At 45.0% G+C, this 17644-nt stretch carries 13 protein-coding genes; 6 read left to right on the top strand and 7 right to left on the bottom strand.

The window, feature by feature from the left end; genetic code table 11:
• Positions 1-96 precede the first annotated feature (96 nt).
• The 7 genes from DR864_RS06180 to DR864_RS06150 all read right to left on the bottom strand — a co-directional run bounded on the left by DR864_RS06180 (position 97) and on the right by DR864_RS06150 (position 10236).
• Positions 97-573, bottom strand: coding sequence for a hypothetical protein (locus DR864_RS06180; RefSeq protein WP_114066133.1), 477 nt, complete (start codon positions 571-573; stop codon positions 97-99).
• A gap of 123 nt (positions 574-696) precedes the next feature.
• On the bottom strand, positions 697-1176 hold the full coding sequence (locus DR864_RS06175) for an META domain-containing protein (RefSeq protein WP_162793582.1): 480 nt from the start codon (positions 1174-1176) through the stop codon (positions 697-699).
• Between the two features lie 94 nt (positions 1177-1270).
• The gene (locus DR864_RS06170; RefSeq protein ID WP_114066131.1) at positions 1271-3289 is read right to left on the bottom strand and encodes an alpha-amylase family protein; all 2019 of its coding nucleotides are present in this window, start codon (positions 3287-3289) and stop codon (positions 1271-1273) included.
• A gap of 60 nt (positions 3290-3349) precedes the next feature.
• Positions 3350-5743: a glycoside hydrolase family 127 protein gene (locus DR864_RS06165; RefSeq protein ID WP_114066130.1), complete on the bottom strand. Its 2394-nt coding sequence runs from the start codon at positions 5741-5743 to the stop codon at positions 3350-3352.
• A gap of 143 nt (positions 5744-5886) precedes the next feature.
• Entirely contained in the window at positions 5887-6621 is a 735-nt protein-coding gene (locus DR864_RS06160; RefSeq protein ID WP_162793579.1) for a carboxypeptidase-like regulatory domain-containing protein, read from the bottom strand.
• Between the two features lie 135 nt (positions 6622-6756).
• A complete protein-coding gene (locus tag DR864_RS06155) occupies positions 6757-9048 on the bottom strand; it encodes a S9 family peptidase (RefSeq protein WP_114066128.1) in 2292 nt (763 codons plus the stop codon).
• Between the two features lie 144 nt (positions 9049-9192).
• Positions 9193-10236, bottom strand: coding sequence for a helix-turn-helix domain-containing protein (locus tag DR864_RS06150; RefSeq protein WP_114066127.1), 1044 nt, complete (start codon positions 10234-10236; stop codon positions 9193-9195).
• 423 nt (positions 10237-10659) lie between these two features.
• On the opposite strand from DR864_RS06150, the gene DR864_RS06145 reads away from it, so the two are divergent.
• The 6 genes from DR864_RS06145 (at position 10660) to DR864_RS06120 (ending at position 17629) form a co-directional block, all read left to right on the top strand.
• On the top strand, positions 10660-11919 hold the full coding sequence (locus DR864_RS06145; protein WP_114066126.1) for a DEAD/DEAH box helicase: 1260 nt from the start codon (positions 10660-10662) through the stop codon (positions 11917-11919).
• A gap of 122 nt (positions 11920-12041) precedes the next feature.
• On the top strand, positions 12042-13202 hold the full coding sequence (locus DR864_RS06140) for an aldose epimerase family protein (protein ID WP_114066125.1): 1161 nt from the start codon (positions 12042-12044) through the stop codon (positions 13200-13202).
• 219 nt (positions 13203-13421) lie between these two features.
• A complete protein-coding gene (locus DR864_RS06135; protein ID WP_114070177.1) occupies positions 13422-14384 on the top strand; it encodes an alpha-E domain-containing protein in 963 nt (320 codons plus the stop codon).
• Positions 14385-14491: 107 nt separating this feature from the next.
• Positions 14492-15226 carry a proteasome-type protease gene (locus DR864_RS06130; protein ID WP_114066124.1) on the top strand — a complete coding sequence of 245 codons (735 nt, stop codon included), beginning with the start codon at positions 14492-14494 and terminating at the stop codon, positions 15224-15226.
• A gap of 65 nt (positions 15227-15291) precedes the next feature.
• The gene (locus DR864_RS06125; protein WP_114066123.1) at positions 15292-16134 is read left to right on the top strand and encodes a transglutaminase family protein; all 843 of its coding nucleotides are present in this window, start codon (positions 15292-15294) and stop codon (positions 16132-16134) included.
• Positions 16135-16288: 154 nt separating this feature from the next.
• Positions 16289-17629, top strand: a complete 1341-nt coding sequence (locus tag DR864_RS06120) for a proprotein convertase P-domain-containing protein (protein WP_114066122.1) — start codon at positions 16289-16291, stop codon at positions 17627-17629.
• Positions 17630-17644: the final 15 nt, after the last annotated feature.

Below are 17644 nucleotides of genomic sequence, written 5' to 3'. Positions count from 1 at the left end.
TTTAAGAACTTAAGCATAAATTTTAGGGCATTTGAAATAGTAGGTAAACAGTCTAGCTGGTTGTGAGCAACCCTCCGCACGGGGACAAACCTTTCTTTATCGGCTTAGAACGCTAACATAGGCTTTTTTGTCAATCTGATTTTTTAGGGATGTAAATGCCTGAAAAGTAGGAATGGATTTGAATTGCCAATGACCTGAAAGGGTTAAATTTTGTTCATATCTATTAAAAAAATACCGATTAATCACCATCGTAGCGCTCTGATTAGGTTGAATAACTGAGCCAAATTTAAAGAGAGTGGCAGGATTGGCATAGGATTGAGGCAAAGGGGCCAACCAAGTAGCATGTTCGTCATAATAGACAGAGAATGATGCATTGGGCTGGTCTACGTTGGAGTTGCCGAGAAAGCTAATGTTCAATTTTGTGTTATCGGAGGTTAATAAAACCATCCTGCGCATAATGCCCCTGACATGGCAAAAAGTGGTAGCAAAAGCGAATGAAGGCATAATGCTGGCCTGCTTAGAACCAGCATGAAGGTTGAGTTCAGGATTAAAAAACCAGAACTCAATCTTCATGCTGGTTTATTAAATATCATGATTATGTCCTTAAAATCAAGAAGTTTGGTTCTTTGTCGAGATTAGGAATTTAACCTAAACTATAAACAGGTTACTTTCAAAGTGGATGTGAAAAGACATTGTTTATTTCTTGAAATACATAATTTCCGAAACGGGCTCCCCTACGTAAAGTTTAAGTGACGTTCCATCGACCGAAAATTTGGTCACATTTTTTAGGTTATTAAGGAAATTAAACTCGGCTTTCATCATTTCGGGCGTGCCGGCCATTTTGGTAGTACTGACTGGCGCGACGAACTCAATGCTGGATTTAGCTTCATTAAACGTAAAATGAGTATTGTAAAAATTTACGAATGCGCGTCCGTTCACTTGCAATTTGTCAGTGGTCTCGGAAGCGGCAAATTCGATGGAGGCTTCGCCGTCGGCGGGGACCGTTTTGTCTTTCAGGTATTCCGTAAATGTCCATTTTCCAGACAATTTATTGAAATTTACCCGGGCATTGGTGACGTTTTTGGCGGCTTGCAATTCATCTTCAATCGTAACGTTCGTTTTCGCACAGCTCACGCACAGGAGCAATAGCACGGCAAAAAAGGGGATTTTAATCATGGCTAAAAGCGTTTTTTTGTTGTTTAATGACCCTGCATGATTTGTCAATGTAGGGGCAATGAAAAGACGCAACTGACCCTTTTTTGGTTGGAATTTACTTTCTGATTTTATACACCTGCCCACTGGCTGGAGCAATTTGGCCCTCCGCTGCGGGAGCAGTTTGAAACACCAAATCGTAACCAGTAAGGTTGATTTCTTCCAAAGATGCGCTCAATTGACTGTCAAAATTAGCAATGAAAAGGTAGGTGGGGGCGGTGGCTTGGGTCCATGCGACAAGTGTTTTTATGGCATCGGGCGGCAAGAGCCACTTGATTTCTAGGTCGGCGATTTGTTTCCAAATCGTTTCCGCAAAAATACGTAAGTCGTTGATTTCCTGAAACTGCTCCATGTTTTCACCCCATTCAAAGGGTCCGTGGGTTACTTTGTCGGTTTCAGCATCGTCATGGATTTGAAAAACGTACAGTTTGGTATATTCTTCGTTTTTCCCCCGCGTTAAGTGAAGGTTTCGCACTTCAAATCCAAGGCTGTAATAACTTGGCATATCCGTTAAGAATATTCCAACAAAATAGCGAATGAGGTTGCCCGTTCGGTAAAATTCATCAAAACGCGGGTCGTCTTTGTCGGCCGTGATAATCGTAAAACTAGGAGCAAAAGTGCGACTGCGGAGCAATTGGTCGTACAACGTAAAACGCTCCCGGAATTCGGGGGAGTCGATGACCGCCGCTTGCAAATCCCCGAGCGTAGCGTCGGCGTGAATGGCTTCTAAATGGTCAAACTCATCGCCGTAGCCCATTACATTGGGGGGAGCAATGAAGGTCTCGGCGTAAAACGCAAAGTGGGGTGTTCCGCGCCGCTGAATATATTTTTTAACGGCGCTTAGTGGGTCGTAAAATGCATCAGGTTGGGCAGGAACACCATCGGGGCGCATTTGTACGTGGGCCATGTCGCCGCGCATAAAATCAAAATTGAATTCCTGTTGGCATTCAAGGTATTTACGCGAGAAGTAATTCCACGCATCCATGTTTGGGCGTTCAAAATCCAGCTCCCAGTGCTGATTGTCATTTTTGGAATGATAAAAACGGTAGCGTGTTAGTGGTCCAAACACCCTTGACATACCCTCAGGATGGTCAAAATCGTATTGAAACCACTGCGTTCCGCGTTCATCAAGCACAAAAACTTCTGGATTGATATGCAGTCCTCGGTAGGGTGGCGCCATGGTCATGGGTAGGGTTTCGAAGCCGTGGGCAAGCAAATCCTTCATCAACTCAATGCGTCGGTGCAATCGTTGTTGTTGGTCAAAACCAAAAATAATTTCCTGTCGCCGTTTATCACTTAGCAAGGGAATGCTCGGGTCAAAAAGGATGGATTTGTCAAAATACAATCCACTGCCGTCGGCGGTGCCGCAGTAGTGGAGGTGCTGCCAAATCACTTCTTCTACCTGTTGCCAAACATGCTCCGAATGGTCGGTTAGTCGGCCACCATCGCGGCGAACCCACTCAAAAAGGCGGGGATGAATCAGCGCAATTTCTGAAAAACGGTCGGTGTGCGGTATCACGTCCAAGCCTACAGTTTTGCCCAGCGCGTGCAGTAAATTAACGACCGCTTTCAGTTGTTTTTCTACGGTATCCAACCACGGAATGGCTTGTTGAAGCGGCCAGCTATAAAACTCTTGGTTGATGTTCCAGCTTACTTTTCCGTACAAACTTCCCACTACACCGGGCTCCCAAATGGGTAGAAGGTGAATGGAATCATGGAACTTGGGCAGGGTAAGCGCATAGCCGACGACGTTCCAAAAACTACCAATGGTCCGCACATTGACGCCGACCATGTTGGATTTTTTGAGCCATTGGCTGTCTTTTTGTGTGGCTAATGGGGATAAAATTGTTTCGTTTGGGTTGAGTGCCCGCAGCATTGTCTCGGTGCCGAGTTTTTTTTGCAGGATGTTTAACACCTGAAAAACGTCGAATTTGACGGCGAATTCAGGCAATAAACCAGCCACAAAAGAGGCCCTGGAGCGCTCATAATCAGCAAGATGAAGATGGTAGGTGTTACGCCAATCTTTCACGTACGCGTCGCGCGTATGCGTACCAGAGGTGTCGGGAATATTCATCATAGGTTGTGTAAGGCGGCAAAATAATATTTTTATGGGAAAAAGTGCAAAAAATCCCTCATATTACTTTACTGACCATTCAATAATTCCTCCAGCGTACTCCTTAGGCAACATTACTTCCATTTTCAAAGCTTTGGCCGTTACGGGTTCAAAGTAGAGCTCATTGTATTGGTCTTTTGCTATCCCAAATGCACCTTTTGGTTGAACGGGTTTCCATTCTCCTGCGTCGTTTTGGTATAGTAACCGCCACGAAGCAGGCACGCGACACCCGCCCCACGGTCCGTCGTCAAACCAATAAACGTTGGTGGATGAAATGGTTTCGGGTTTATCAAACGTGTATTGAACCCATTGAAGCGTATCTTTCATGGGCCACCAGTGGTAGTAAATATTGTCGTGGTCGTTGGAGTTTTTGGGCTCAGCTTGGTCGTTGAGTGCGATGAGCGTTTTGGTAACGTGCGAGGCCGAAAGCTTACTTCTGGATGCGATAGTAGGAGCGGGAAGAGGGCGCGAAGCGGAGGGTTTTGTTCCAAACCAAACGGCCATTTCACCTGGCCCACGGTTAGCCCAAGCATAGTACGGAATGGCTTCAAAAGTAGCTTTGGAGACATTAATTTGATTGTCCATTGTCCGTTTGGATTGTTCAACTTCCGCTTTAATCACGGTGACACCATCCAGAAAATCGGGACGATAACTGGCCGTAAAAGCAGTTTCGGGGTTGACCACTAAGTTGAGCACCCGACCTTCTGAATGCTCGGGCCATTCGGCACAATACACAATCGGGCCGCGTTGAAGCGCAATTTTGTTTTGGTCTGCAACTACTTTCGTATTGGCGGCTACTTGCCTAACGGGCATCGGTAATGTCAGGTGGATAACGTCACCTTTTTTCCATTCCCTTTTGAGAATGGCGTAGCCATTTTCGAGTCGGTACGCGGCGGGTTTGCCGTTGACCATCAATGTAAAAGGAGTGTCATCTTTCTTGGTGAAAGAATACAAATCGCTCGGTAGTGGTTGGTTTTGCGCCCAGCCGGGTATCCGAATGGCCATCTCAAAATTTTTGTGTTTGGCGGGGTTCAAGGTGAAGTCAACGGTGCCGTTCCACGGATAGTTGGTCGTTTGGGCAATTTGAACGGCGGTTCCGCTGAGCATGATTTCGGCGGTACTGCTCATAAACAAATTGGCAAAAATGCGGTCATTTTGTTGGGCATAAACGTAGCCTGGAACAGACGGAATAAACCGACACACATTGCTTGGGCAACAGGCGCAGCCAAACCACGCACTCCGTGAATGTTGCCCCAAAGATTCGAGCGGATTGGGATAAAAAAAGCGGTCGCCGCTGAGTGACACACCCGACACCATGCCGTTGTAGAGCGTTCGCTCCAGCACATCGTAAAAACGGGCATCTCCGTGGAGTAGAAAAAGGCGGTAATTCCAGTAAATATTACCAATAGAGGCGCAGGTTTCGTTGTAGGCCGACATATTGGGCAATTCGTAAGGAGCACCAAATCCTTCATGGCCACCCGCTGCACCGATGCCACCCGTGAGGTAAAACTTGTCGTCGATGATGTCTTCCCAGATTTTATCAATGGCGTTGAGGTATGCTTTGTCGCCCGTGATGGCGGCTACGTCGGCCATGCCAGCGTACATGTAAGTGGCGCGAACGGCGTGCCCGACGGCCTCCGTTTGTTCCGTTACTTTTTTATGGTCCTGGCTGTATTCTTTGCCTTTGCCCCGCACGTCTAGAAAAAACTTGGCCAAATCAAGGTACTTCTTCTGGTTTGTGGTGCGGTAGAGTTTTACCAGCGCCATTTCGATGATTTGATGGCCAGGTGCGTGGTCTAGCTTGCCGGGGCCAAATTCTCGGCAGAGTAAATCCGCGTTTTTGATGGCAATGTTTAACAACGTTTTTTTGCCTGTGGCCTGAAAATGTGCCACAGCGGCCTCAATCAAATGCCCGCTGTTGTACAATTCATGGCTCAAATCAGACTCTTTTTCCCAGCGTTTCAAACCTGACCAAGGGTGCGTGTGTAGGGGGTCGATGGTTCGATTGGTATATAAATATCCGTCGGGTTCCTGCGCTTTACCTACGTATTCAATGAGCGTGTCAAGGCGGGCTTCCAATTGCTTGTCGGGAAATGTTTGTAACGAAAAACTCGCTCCTTCCAAAATTTTGTAAATATCGGTATCGTCAAAAGGGTATTCGGTGCAAAACTTGCCCGATTTGATTTTGGCGGCAAACAAAAAATTGTTGACGCGCCCCGTATTGTAGCACTGCTCTAAGGCAATCGGAATCGTAACATCATGGTTGCGTTTGATGCGCGGTGCCCAAAACTGATCACTGACTTTCACCGCCGTAAACGGAACAGGCTTAATTGGATAATCTCCCTTGGGTTGGCTTTTTACGGGGTTCGTGACGCTAATAACGAAACAAAAGAGGACTGCCGTTTTTATTTTTACCATGTTTATCATTAGGAATCCGACTTTATCATTCTGAAAAAAACTGTTTTTGCGGTGTTCAAAAATAATGATAATCTCGGTTTAATTCACATAAAATTGGCAAATAGGGAGGCAGTACTGCTTTTCTTTTGCGATAACGGATTTGGCTAGGGGAGCTTTACTTCCAAGGTGAGTTGATAACTGCCGGTAGCGCCTGGATAAGTAGGGTCAAAACTAGCCGTGACCGAGTTTTTGTATGATTGATTGGCATTGCGCTGACGGAGTAGCATCGGTTGATTGGTGGGCAGATAACGGGCCGTAACGGTATATTTTCCGAGAGGAATGTCCTTGGCATTTTCATCGCCCGTTTTTACCGTCAAGGTTTTGCCCGTGCTACCGTCAATGAGCGTTCCCACTGGCTTAAAGGTAAATTCCACGTTGTCGGTGTCGAAGAATTCTCCGATGGCACCGTACACGTCCAATGACCCACCGTAGTGTCCCGACATGCCAAACTCTTTTGGCTTTTCTCCCGTCAACTTCCAACGCAGGTTACGAATAGCGCCTTCGGTGCCCGCAAATGCCCCCGTGGTTTCGGGAAATAAATCAAGGACGTAGGTTTTGTTGTCAAAACGGACGGTCACTGTACCACGAACGTACCATGAGCCAGCATTGACCGATAGACTGTAATGCCCGTTGGCATCGGTTTTTCCCAAGATGTTATTGTTATAAAATTGAGAATTGTTGACTACTATATCGGCGTTGGCCAAGGGCTTACCGCTGGTGTCAACGACGCGGCCCGAAACAATCCCTTTTTTGGGGCTGTCCGAATCTGGATGCACGTGTGCGTGGGGAGGAATGCAAGATGATAGCAGCGCCAAGGCGGCGTAGAGCAATGTTTTCATGATTGGCTGTTTTTTTTGTTCAGGGCAAAATTGCCCACCCTTCCTCACACAACCAACCATGAAATTGATGAAACGGAAAAAGCGGCGGGTGAAACGGGATACCGCCGTTATTTCCGAGTTACTTTCTGTACCGATTTATTTCGTGCCTTCATTCACAGTAATCGGCAAGGTCCATGCTGGTGGCTCAATTCCCAGCAAATGTCGCACAAAGAAATCCCGCCGCTTGCGCTCACCGTACTCGCCGCCGTTGGAGTGGGCCATGTTGGGTACCATCAAAAAGTCAAAATCTTTGTTGGCTTTGATGAGCGCATTGACCAACTGCATGGTCGACGCGGGGTCAACATTGTCGTCTACTTCACCCAGAATTAGCAGCAGTTTACCTTGTAGTTTTTCGGCGTGGGTCACGTTGGAGCAGTCGGCATAATGCGGCCCGATGGGGTAACCCATCCATTGTTCGTTCCACCAGATTTTATCCATTCGGTTGTCGTGGCAACCGCAGGAAGAAACGCCCACTTTATAAAAATCAGGATAAAATAATAGTCCACCCGTGGAGCTTTGACCGCCGGCTGAGGTGCCGTAGATTCCTACACGACTGAGGTCGAGTGAGGGATATTTTTTTGCTGCTTCTTGCATCCATAACATCCGGTCAGGAAAGCCTGCGTCTTTTAGATTTTGCCAACATACATCGTGAAAAGCTTTGGAGCGGTTGGATGTACCCATACCGTCGAGTTGCACCACGATAAAACCCAATTCGGCAAGTTCAAACATCGAACGGTTGTAAGCCATAAACGATTTAGGCGTAAACGAACTGTGTGGACCCGCGTAGATATTTTCAATGACTGGGTATTTTTTTGTGGGGTCAAAATTGGTAGGGCGAACGATAATACCCCAAATGTCGGTTTTGCCGTCGCGTCCTTTGGCCGTAAATACTTCTGGGGCTTTCCAACCCGCTTTTTGCCATTCTGAAATATCGGCTTTCTCCAATTCCATAACGACTGAGCCGTCGACTGCGGAGCGTAGAACGGTCAATTGCGGCAGGTCAACACGTGAATAAGTATCAACAAAATATTTTTTGTCTGTTGAAAAATAGCCAGTATGATTGGCGTTCTCGGAAGTCAGGGCGGTCAGGCCGGTGCCGTCAAAATTGATGCGATAATACTGCACAAAGTACGGGTCCTGCTGGGGATTCATGCCGCTTGCGGCAAAGGTAATGCTCCTTTTTTCTTCGTCGACGTTGACCACATTGCGTACTACCCATTCACCTTTGGTGATTTGTTTTTTGATTTTTCCGGTCAGACCGTCGTACAGATAAAGGTGGTTCCAGCCGTCGCGCTCGGAGGCCCAGATGATTTCTTTGCCGTCGGCTGCGTCGTAACGATAGCGTTTGCCGCTGTAATCAATGAAGGTTTTGCTTTGCTCCTCAATCAGCGCCCGAACCGCGCCCGTTGCGGCATTTATTTCCAATACTCGGTACACCTGATGGCCACGTTGGTTGTACTCAAACGTAAATGCACGGCTGTCTTTGCGCCATTCCGAGCGCGACAAACCGTATTGGTGGTTAAACAAGGCATCATCAACGGGGAGTTGTTTCTGCTCATCGACCAAAAATAACTGAGGTCGGCGTACTGGCAGTGCATCACCAGGTTTGAGGTATTCGCGGCTTTCGAGTTTGGGTTGGAGTTGGTCTTCTGGCGATGAGCGCACGAAGTAAATCAAGTGTTTTTGGTTGGGCCGAACCTTAAACGAAATCAGTTTTTTGGAATCGGGCGACCACTGAACGTAGCCCGAATAATAGTCGCCTTCGGAGCCGTCGAAGCTGAGTTGGGTCTCTTTTTTGGTTTTCTCAAAACGAACGTACACGTTATAATTCTTAATATAAGCCGTTCGGGTGCTGTCGGGCGAGAAAACGGGTTTGTCATTTTGGTCGTTGGCGCCCGCGCCCCAATATCGCCGCTCTTCGGGGCGGACGGGTTCTTTTTTGCGTAATGTGTTGGAAGTGAGGCCGTAATTCCACACCAATCCCTCGGCGCTGAATTCGATTTCTTTGTCGTCTTTACTATATGTAAATGTACTAAATGGTAGTGCGTATGGGGCTATTTTTTTATTGGTTGCCTCGGAGAGTTTCTGGGCCAATTGTGCGTGGTCAAAGGCCGCTTGGCGGGTTTTGTTTGCGGGATTAACAGCCATGAATTCTTTTCCGCGAACGGTTTGCACGAGGTACCAAGCCCATTGACTGCTCGCCGACCAGTTGACCAACGCGGGGGCGTTGTAGACTTTATCCTTCAGACGGTTTTTGAGGGTCTCGGAACGTTGATAATCTTCCAAACGCCCCTGTGCTTGTGGGGATTGGGAAGGAAAGTTTAAAAGAATAAGCAGTACCAGAAAAAGCAACCGTTTGGGATGAGGGGGAGGCGTCAGAAAAAGCATGGGATGAAATGGTTAAGATACTACAAATTTAGGCGACTTTTTTGGGTAATTCTCCCCTCTTTTTGCCTAAATAAGATACTATTTTAACTTTTGTGCTACTGCCACAAAATCACCGACCTATTTTAATGTATGACTGAATGGTGCTTACTCTGGTTGATTCTCATCTGGAGATTTAATCCGATAGACTAATTGATTTAAATGCTCATTGACAATCGCGGTGGGGTTCATATTATATTTCTTTTTGAACACCTTATTAAAACTTGCAATGCTTGAATAACCCAATTGGGTGGCGATTTCCGCCACCGTCCATTTGTTCTGTAAAAGGAGTTTTTTGGCAATGTCTAGTTTAAGATTGAGGTGGTATTCATAAGGAGCCGAGCCGTAAATCTGCCGGAAGCATTTCTTGAATTTTGATAAACTCATGTTGGCTTCGCTCGCTAAAAACGTAAGTGCAGGGAGCATTCCGGTAGCAATGAAGTGACGATTTTCTACCTCCATCACTCTCTTGATGTCGCAAGGACTGAATTTGTTGTCGGATAGGTGGGATTTTATGGTGGCAATTTGGCCGATAAAATCAACGATTAGTTCGTAGCATTGTGCTTCTACCGAAAGCGCCCAATTCAAAGAACGGGAATCGCTAAAGAGGGTATCAAAGGAAACAATTCGTTCAAAAAGGGAGATTCCCTGAAAATAAACACCATTTTCGGACTGCAACATGGAGATAAATGGCGCGTTGGACGAGGTGCCTGCATCCACCCCGAGTTTTTCACAAATCCAATCCCGGTGGAATCCGATGGTGATAAAACGAGAACGTTTGCCGGCGGGCCAAATCGTATCTACGGTCATTTTTGAACTGTAAAAAAGAGTTGATTTAAGCGCCTTTATCTGGTGTTTTGTGTTGTTGTGGATGAAAGAGTACGTGTGAGGGGCTTCGGAAAGGATAAAACTTAAAATCCAATAATCGTTGGTATCAATTGATTTTTTTAACGTATTGAGCGAGGCTTCCCAACGTATTTCTCCCAAAATAACGGCGACTTTTTCGGGTTCAATAATGAGGGAATTTAATTTAAATAATAAATTATCTTTTTCATAACTAAACTCATTAGGTGATTGAGGTACTGTGCCAAATTGCTCAGCTACTTGTGCCATCCAGTTGTGGGAGGGCCTAAGTCCTAAGAGAATTTCCATAACGTTGTTGTATTAACTAAATAAAATAGGCTATCTGAAAGGTGTGTTAACAATTATAGTAGGAGTGTTTATATCCCAAATTGGTAGCAATATAAACCTATATTATGTAATAATGACTTTTGTTTTGGGATAATATTTATTTTATATAATAAACATAAGGATGTGCAAGAAAGCAATGAGATAGTTAAAATTCGATTTTAAAAAATGGAAGAATTATGTTAAATTCGCGAAAAACAAAGCCTTACTAAGGAAATAAGCACTAACTTCGCCGCCAACCTGTACTCGTTTTATATGTTGCATTATATGTTACCTATCTTTTGGGAGTCATTTTTGGTTTAGAGGTTAATCGTTTGTAAACTTCGGAATGGCATTAATTGCCCTAGGGTTATTTTCCTTATTCTTTCACCTCTAACGCTTCACCACTTGACTTTTGACGATTTTGATTTTGACGAAGAACTTTTAGATGGACTGCACTCAATGGGGTTTAATCAGCCAACTCCTATACAAGCTCAAGCAATTCCAGTCATATTAAATAATAAAGATTTAATTGCCTGCGCCCAAACGGGTACTGGCAAAACGGCGGCTTATCTTTTGCCCGTTTTAAATAAAATCATTGACGCCTCTCCTGATAACCGACATCTTAATACGCTCATCCTCGCTCCTACGCGGGAGTTGGCGATTCAGATTGACCAACAAATTGAAGGATTGGGGTACTTTACGGGCGTAAGTTCTATCGCGATTTATGGAGGAGGAGACGGGGCGGCTTGGAGTCAGCAACGCAAAGCATTGGCCGAAGGTAGTGAGGTGATAATTGCCACGCCAGGACGTTTGATTGCGTTGTTGCAAATGGGTGAAATAAACTTTGGAAACCTCCAACACCTTATTTTGGACGAAGCAGACCGCATGTTGGACATGGGTTTCTACGACGATATTATTCGGATTATTAGTTATTTACCCCAGAAAAGGCAAACATTGCTGTTTTCGGCCACGATGCCGCCGAAAATCAGAACGTTGGCCAACACAATTCTGAACAAGCCTGAGCAGATCAGCATCGCCGTGGCCAAACCTGCCGAAGGGATTTTACAACTTGCTTATTTGGTTTACGACGAGCAAAAAATAGCATTGCTCAAAAATATTCTCAAAGAAGGACAGTTTGGCAGCGTAATTATATTTGCTTCAACCAAAGAGAATGTTAAAAAATTGGATGAAGAACTGCGTCGTAATAAGCTGACTGCTAAAGCATTCCATTCTGATTTAGACCAAAAAGAACGAGAAGGAATTCTGAGGGAATTCAAAAATAAAGCCCTGCCGATTTTGATTGGAACCGATATTCTGTCGCGGGGAATTGATGTGGAGGGAATCAGTTTGGTGGTAAACTATAACGTGCCTCACGACCCCGAAGATTATATTCACCGGATTGGACGCACAGCAAGGGCCGAAACGACTGGTACCGCGATTACCTTTATCAATGATAAAGACCAACGAAAATTTGTGGCCATTGAGCGAATGATTGGGAAAGAAATCCCTAAAATGTCGTTGCCAGCGGCTTTGGGGGCGGGTCCGAGCTACCACTCGGGCGGGAGTGAAGTAAATTCGAGCCCTCCACGTAAGAAAAAACCGTTTAAACAGCGGAGCAACAAGCCTCGTTCTGCGGGCTCTCCACGCCCCAAAAGCGGAACGTAAACGCTGAAGCATATAAAGAAGTAGGGCAAGGGCTTTTCTGTTTACCAAAGAACTTAACGAATCTGTGAGTAGGAAAGAAAAGCCCGGATGCTTTTTGTAGGGTTCTACTAAATCCGATTTCTATGCGTCCTCTTGCTGTTTCTGCGTTGTCATTCTGCACAATTGCGTATTTATTTTTATCCTGTGGTGGCTCCAATCAGAAAGCCGAAACCACCTCTGTCGATACTATGAGCACGATTACAAAAACTACTTTCGGGCAACTGCCTGATGGCCAAACGGCCGACCATTTTACGCTTCGTAATTCAAAAGGTACAGAAGTTAAGATTACAAATTACGGAGGGCTAATTACGCACTGGACTGCTGCCGACAAAAACGGTGTTTTTGAAGACATGGTCTTGGGGTATGACTCCCTGAGCGGCTACTTAAAAGCCAGTCCTTTTTTTGGGGCATTGGTGGGACGTTATGGCAACCGCATCGGAAATGCAAAATTTACCCTTGACGGCAAGACCTACACATTGGCGGCCAACAATGGCCCTAATAGCCTGCACGGCGGGAAAGTCGGATTTGACAAAGTAATCTGGAAAGCCGAGATTTTGGAAGATACCAAAACGCTGAAACTGACCCATACCAGTCCCGATGGCGATGAAGGTTTCCCTGGAGCCCTATCTGCGGAAGTAACCTACCGATTGACCGAAGATAACGCCCTAGAAATTGAGTACAAGGCTACTACCGACAAACCTACCATTGTCAACCTGACCAACCATACCTATTTTAACATGACAGGTGGGAAGCGAGATGTATTGGGGCATAAGGTACAGTTGAACGCCGATAAATTTGTACCCGTTGACAAAACCCTGATTCCAACGGGAGAATTGCGTGATGTAAAAGGAACGCCTTTTGATTTTTTGAATGCTACCGAAATCGGTGCGCGCATCGACGACCCGAAGGATGAGCAAATTAAATTTGGCGGTGGCTATGACCATTGCTGGGTAATCAATAAGGGGGCTGATTCTCTTGCCCTGACCGCCACGGTGTACGAGCCTACGTCGGGTAGGGTACTGGAAGCATTTACGACTGAGCCAGGCGTACAGTTTTATACGGGCAATTTTCTGAATGGCTCAATTACGGGTAAAAACGGTGTTACCTACACCAAACGCTCTGGTTTTTGTCTCGAAACCGAGCATTTTCCTGATTCTCCCAACCAAGCATCGTTCCCAAGCGTAGTGTTGCGCCCAGGGGAAGTTTACAAGACCAAAACGGTTTATAAGTTTTCAACAAAATAAATTTTTTAAGCCGAAGAAGCCGCTAGTTGGTTTTCTTCGGCGCACTGTTTTAATATTAATTAATTGATTTCTAGCATCTTGTTGGGTGTTATGTGCTCATTTTTTTTCTTGCATTTTCGCTTCAATCTTAACATTTACCGCCAAAAGTTGCCAAATATCGGATTATTGCATTAGTTTAGCGATTGTCAATAAACCAACCCCCACCTTACTGATATGGCCATGTTAAGCCGCGTTGCTGATTCCATTTACTGGATGAATCGCTACATCGAGCGAGCCGAAAATTATGCACGCTTCATAGGAGTCAATTTTAATTTGGCATTTGATTTACCGCCCAACGTGAACGAACAATGGGAGCCTCTTTTGATCGCTACTGCCGACAATTACCTTTTTTATCAACACTACGACGAACCTACCCGTGAGAATGTCATCAATTTTATGACGTTTGATAAGCGAAATCCCAACTCGATTTACAGTTGTTTGATGTTGGCCCGGGAAAATGGTCGGACCATTCGGGAGTGTATTTCGAAAGAAATGTGGGAAAACCTGAACGAACTTTATCTCTGGATTAAGGATGTAAAGCCACAGTCAGAATGGGACCTCAACCACATGCAGAATTTTTATACGCAGGTGCGCAACGGGACCCAACTTTACTACGGCGTTGTGGATGCGACCATTACGCGTAACGAAGCTTGGCATTTTGGCAGATTGGGGCGTTTTATGGAGCGCGCCGATAAAACTTCGCGTTTTTTGGATGTCTCTTACTTTACATTATTGCCTGATTCTGACGTTACGGGCAGTACTTTGGAGCTGGTTTTGTGGACTGCTGTGCTTAAATCGGTAAGTGCCTACAATATGTACCGTCAACAGTATCAGACCCTTACCCCAACACATATCGTGGAGTTTTTGATTTTGGATAAACTTTTTCCTCGTGCAATGGCGCATTGTATTCGTCAAGCAGAGTTATCTTTGTACGAAATATCAGGAACGCCGATTACCAACCGTTTCAGCAATCAAGCTGAAAAAATGATGGGTAAACTCCGTTCAGAAATTGAATTTACGGAAGTAGAAGATATTTTCAAATTGGGCTTACACCAATACCTCGACCAGTTCCAAATCAGAGGAAATGAAGTAAGTAAAAGTATTTTTGAAACCTATTTTGATATAAAACCTGTTGAACAGTAAGGAGGTATTTTATTACTCTTTCTACATTCAGTCAATGATTTTTGGTACAAATATCCATTTGCTGCCAAAATGAGTGCATTTGAATTTACTCTTTTATTTATAAGATTATGACGTATTGTCTTGGTATTAAAGTCGCATCAGGCTTGGTGGCGATTGCCGACACCCGGCTCACTTCGGGCACGGAGGTCAGTACCAATAAAAAAATCTCCGTTCACCAGTTGGAGCACCACTCAATGTTTATCATGACATCGGGGTTGCGTTCGGTACGTGACAAAGCGGTGACGTATTTTCGGGAAGTACTGGAAGAACAGGACCATAGTTTTAATAAACTATACAAGGCCGTGAATGCTTTCGGGCAGCAGGTTCGTCGGGTGGCGAACGAAGACAAAGAGGCGCTGGATGCAGCTGGGTTGCGGTTTAATTTACATGCCATTGTTGGCGGGCAACTGGAAGACGATGGCGAGCACATGCTGTATTTGCTTTATCCTGAAGGAAACTGGGTGGAGGTGGGTGAAACCTCTCCTTTTTTTGTGATTGGAAATTCTAATTATGGTAAGCCGTTGCTTTTCAGGAGTTTGAAGTATGGCTCTTCCTTGGCGGAGGCGCTGAAAGTTGGATTTCTATCCTTTGACTCAACCCGGGTAAGTGCCAATGATGTGGATTATCCGATTGATGTGGTGATGTATGAGCGGGATAGTTTTCACGTCACGGAGCATCGTTTTCAGAAAGATGACTTGGCTCACCTGTCGCTGCAATGGAGCATGTTGCTCCAAAATTCCGTCCAGCGCTTACCCAATGACTGGATGGACCCAGTTTTTGAAAAACTACGTGAAAAAGTCTAAAGTAGCGGCAGGGGTTTTCCCTGCCGTTTTGTTTTAAGTTTATCGAGAAAGGAAGGCTCAACATTATGATTCTGAACGTCAGTCATCGGCTATTTTACACGTATTCTGAATCGGTAATTTTAGAACCGCATACGTTTTACCTTTTTCCTAAAGCGTATCCGCACCAACAAATCGTCAGTTATTCGATGACGGTTGACCCCGTACCCTCCATGTTGGTTCAAAACATCGACGCCGAAGGAAACCACCAGCATATTGCCTATTTTCGGGAGGCTACCACTTCGTTGACCGTTTCGGTCCAAATGGCAGTACGTTCGGATGACTTTAATCTGTTTGGCTTTGTCTTGTTTCCATTTGAAACTGAGCAAATTCCTTTTCAATATCCCGAGTCACTAAAAAAACTGCTTCAACCTTATCTGGTGCGGGAAGGCGTAACTACGTATGTGGAGCAATATGCGCGTCAAACGGCGGCTTCCGAACGTTGGAAGACCGTTGCTTTTCTGACGGCATTGTGTCGCGATATTTCTCAAAGTTTTATGTACGAGCGTCGGGAGGTTGGTCCTCCGATGTTGCCCGAACACACCCTTATTGGCCGTAAGGGCACTTGCCGCGATTTTGCACAGCTTTTTGTGGCGTGTTGCCGCGCTTTGGGCATTGCCGCACGTTTTGTCAGCGGTTATTTGTACGGAAATGCCCTTCAAGAGCATGATTTACACGCTTGGGCTGAGGTCTTTTTGCCCGGAGCAGGCTGGAGGGGATTTGACCCGACAGAAGGCAATGCGGTAATTAATAATCACGTACATTTAGCGGCCTCTGCCGACCCAGTGCTGATTGCCCCTGTCACGGGGGTGTTTAGAGGTCGGGCCAAGTCTACGTTGCTGGCCGAAGTGTCGGTTGGGGAAGGTATTTAAGGATTGAGCTTTTATAGGCGATTAAGAAAACACATTTTATATTTCTTGGAAGTGCTTCAAAAAGACTTTTGAAACATATTGATGAACTTGATTATGACTATGCCACGCGTTTAGAATCTGATGTGGCTTTTCCTTAAAGTATTTCATACGAATAATGAGATTTGTAATTGTACATACTATTGGTACACTGCTTCTTTGGGTAACTTTGGTTACAGATAGCTTTGCTCAGACTTTTTATGCGCAAGGAGGGCGTATAGCTGATTTTAACGGTAAAGAGCTAGCTGATACATTTTCTGTCCAAATCAAGGGGTTGCCCCCACAAATAGATATGAATTTTGGTTTGACAAAAGTTTGCTTTGACATTACACACAGTAAAGTATCTGACCTAAAAATTGAACTTATTAATCCCGCTGGGGCAAGTATTTGGCTGAGTAATCGAAACGGAGGAGATGTTGGTGCCAATTATAACGGAACTTGCTTTCGGGCCAATGGTTTCTCTGGGTATATTCAAGATGGAAAGGCTCCTTTTGAGGGAGAATATACGCCCAACGGACGTTTTGAGTTTCTTAACAATCATACCAATCCTAATGGAACTTGGAAACTTCTTATTTCAGATCTGAAGACAGGGGCAAGAGGAAGCCTGAATTTCTTTACCCTTGAGTTTTCCTCAAATCCCATGCCCGACTTAGTCAAAGGTCCATGTAGTATCGAAAACGGAGCTGGATGTAGTTGTGAAGAGGAAGGGGCATCGTGCGAACTTTTACCAGATTTTATCATTCTTCCTACATTTACGCAGACACAGTGGAAAGAATATCCCAAAGATGACCCCTACTATCCAGGTCAATTACGTTTTGCGGCTTCTATTGCCAATATTGGCGATGGTCCCCTGGAAACGGTTGGCAAAGGAGAATGGTATTGCGGAGATACCCGTGTGGATTCGGCTTCTAAATGCGCAAATGGGGCTTTCCCAAGGCAAAAGTTATACCAGCGTGTATATAAAAAAAATGGGGACAAAATTGAATGGCATGACTATGATGCTGGCACCAATTACTTTGACGACCAGCCCGGTCATAATCATTTTCACGTAGATGGATGGGTGGAGTTTAGATTGATAAAGAAGCAAAAAAAAGGGCTTTTCGTGAAAAAAGTAGTGGTTGGTAAGAGCCGAAAAGTGAGTTATTGCTTATTTGATTCAGGAATTTGTAATAACGATGGCCTGTGTCAAGTAGACTCGGTGAATTTTGGGCAAAAAAACCTGCCCAACTATGGAATGGGTAATTATGTAGACTGCAAATCTAAAAAGCAGGGAATTAGTGTTGGAGGCTATGATACATATGGAATGATGTATGAAGGGCAATACATCCAACTACCCAAAAATTTAAAAAGTGGTCAATACTTTTTAGAGATAGAAATAGACCCTTCAAGGATTTATAAAGAGAAAAAACGCAGCAATAACTTATTTACGATGCCAGTGGTCATTTCAAAACAGAGTTGATAAAATTGCTATTTG

Source organism: Runella rosea (assembly GCF_003325355.1).
GTDB classification, from domain to species: Bacteria; Bacteroidota; Bacteroidia; order Cytophagales; family Spirosomataceae; genus Runella; species Runella rosea.
The sequence above is the reverse complement of the archived record's forward strand: the minus strand, read 5'-3'. Positions and strand labels throughout refer to the sequence as shown.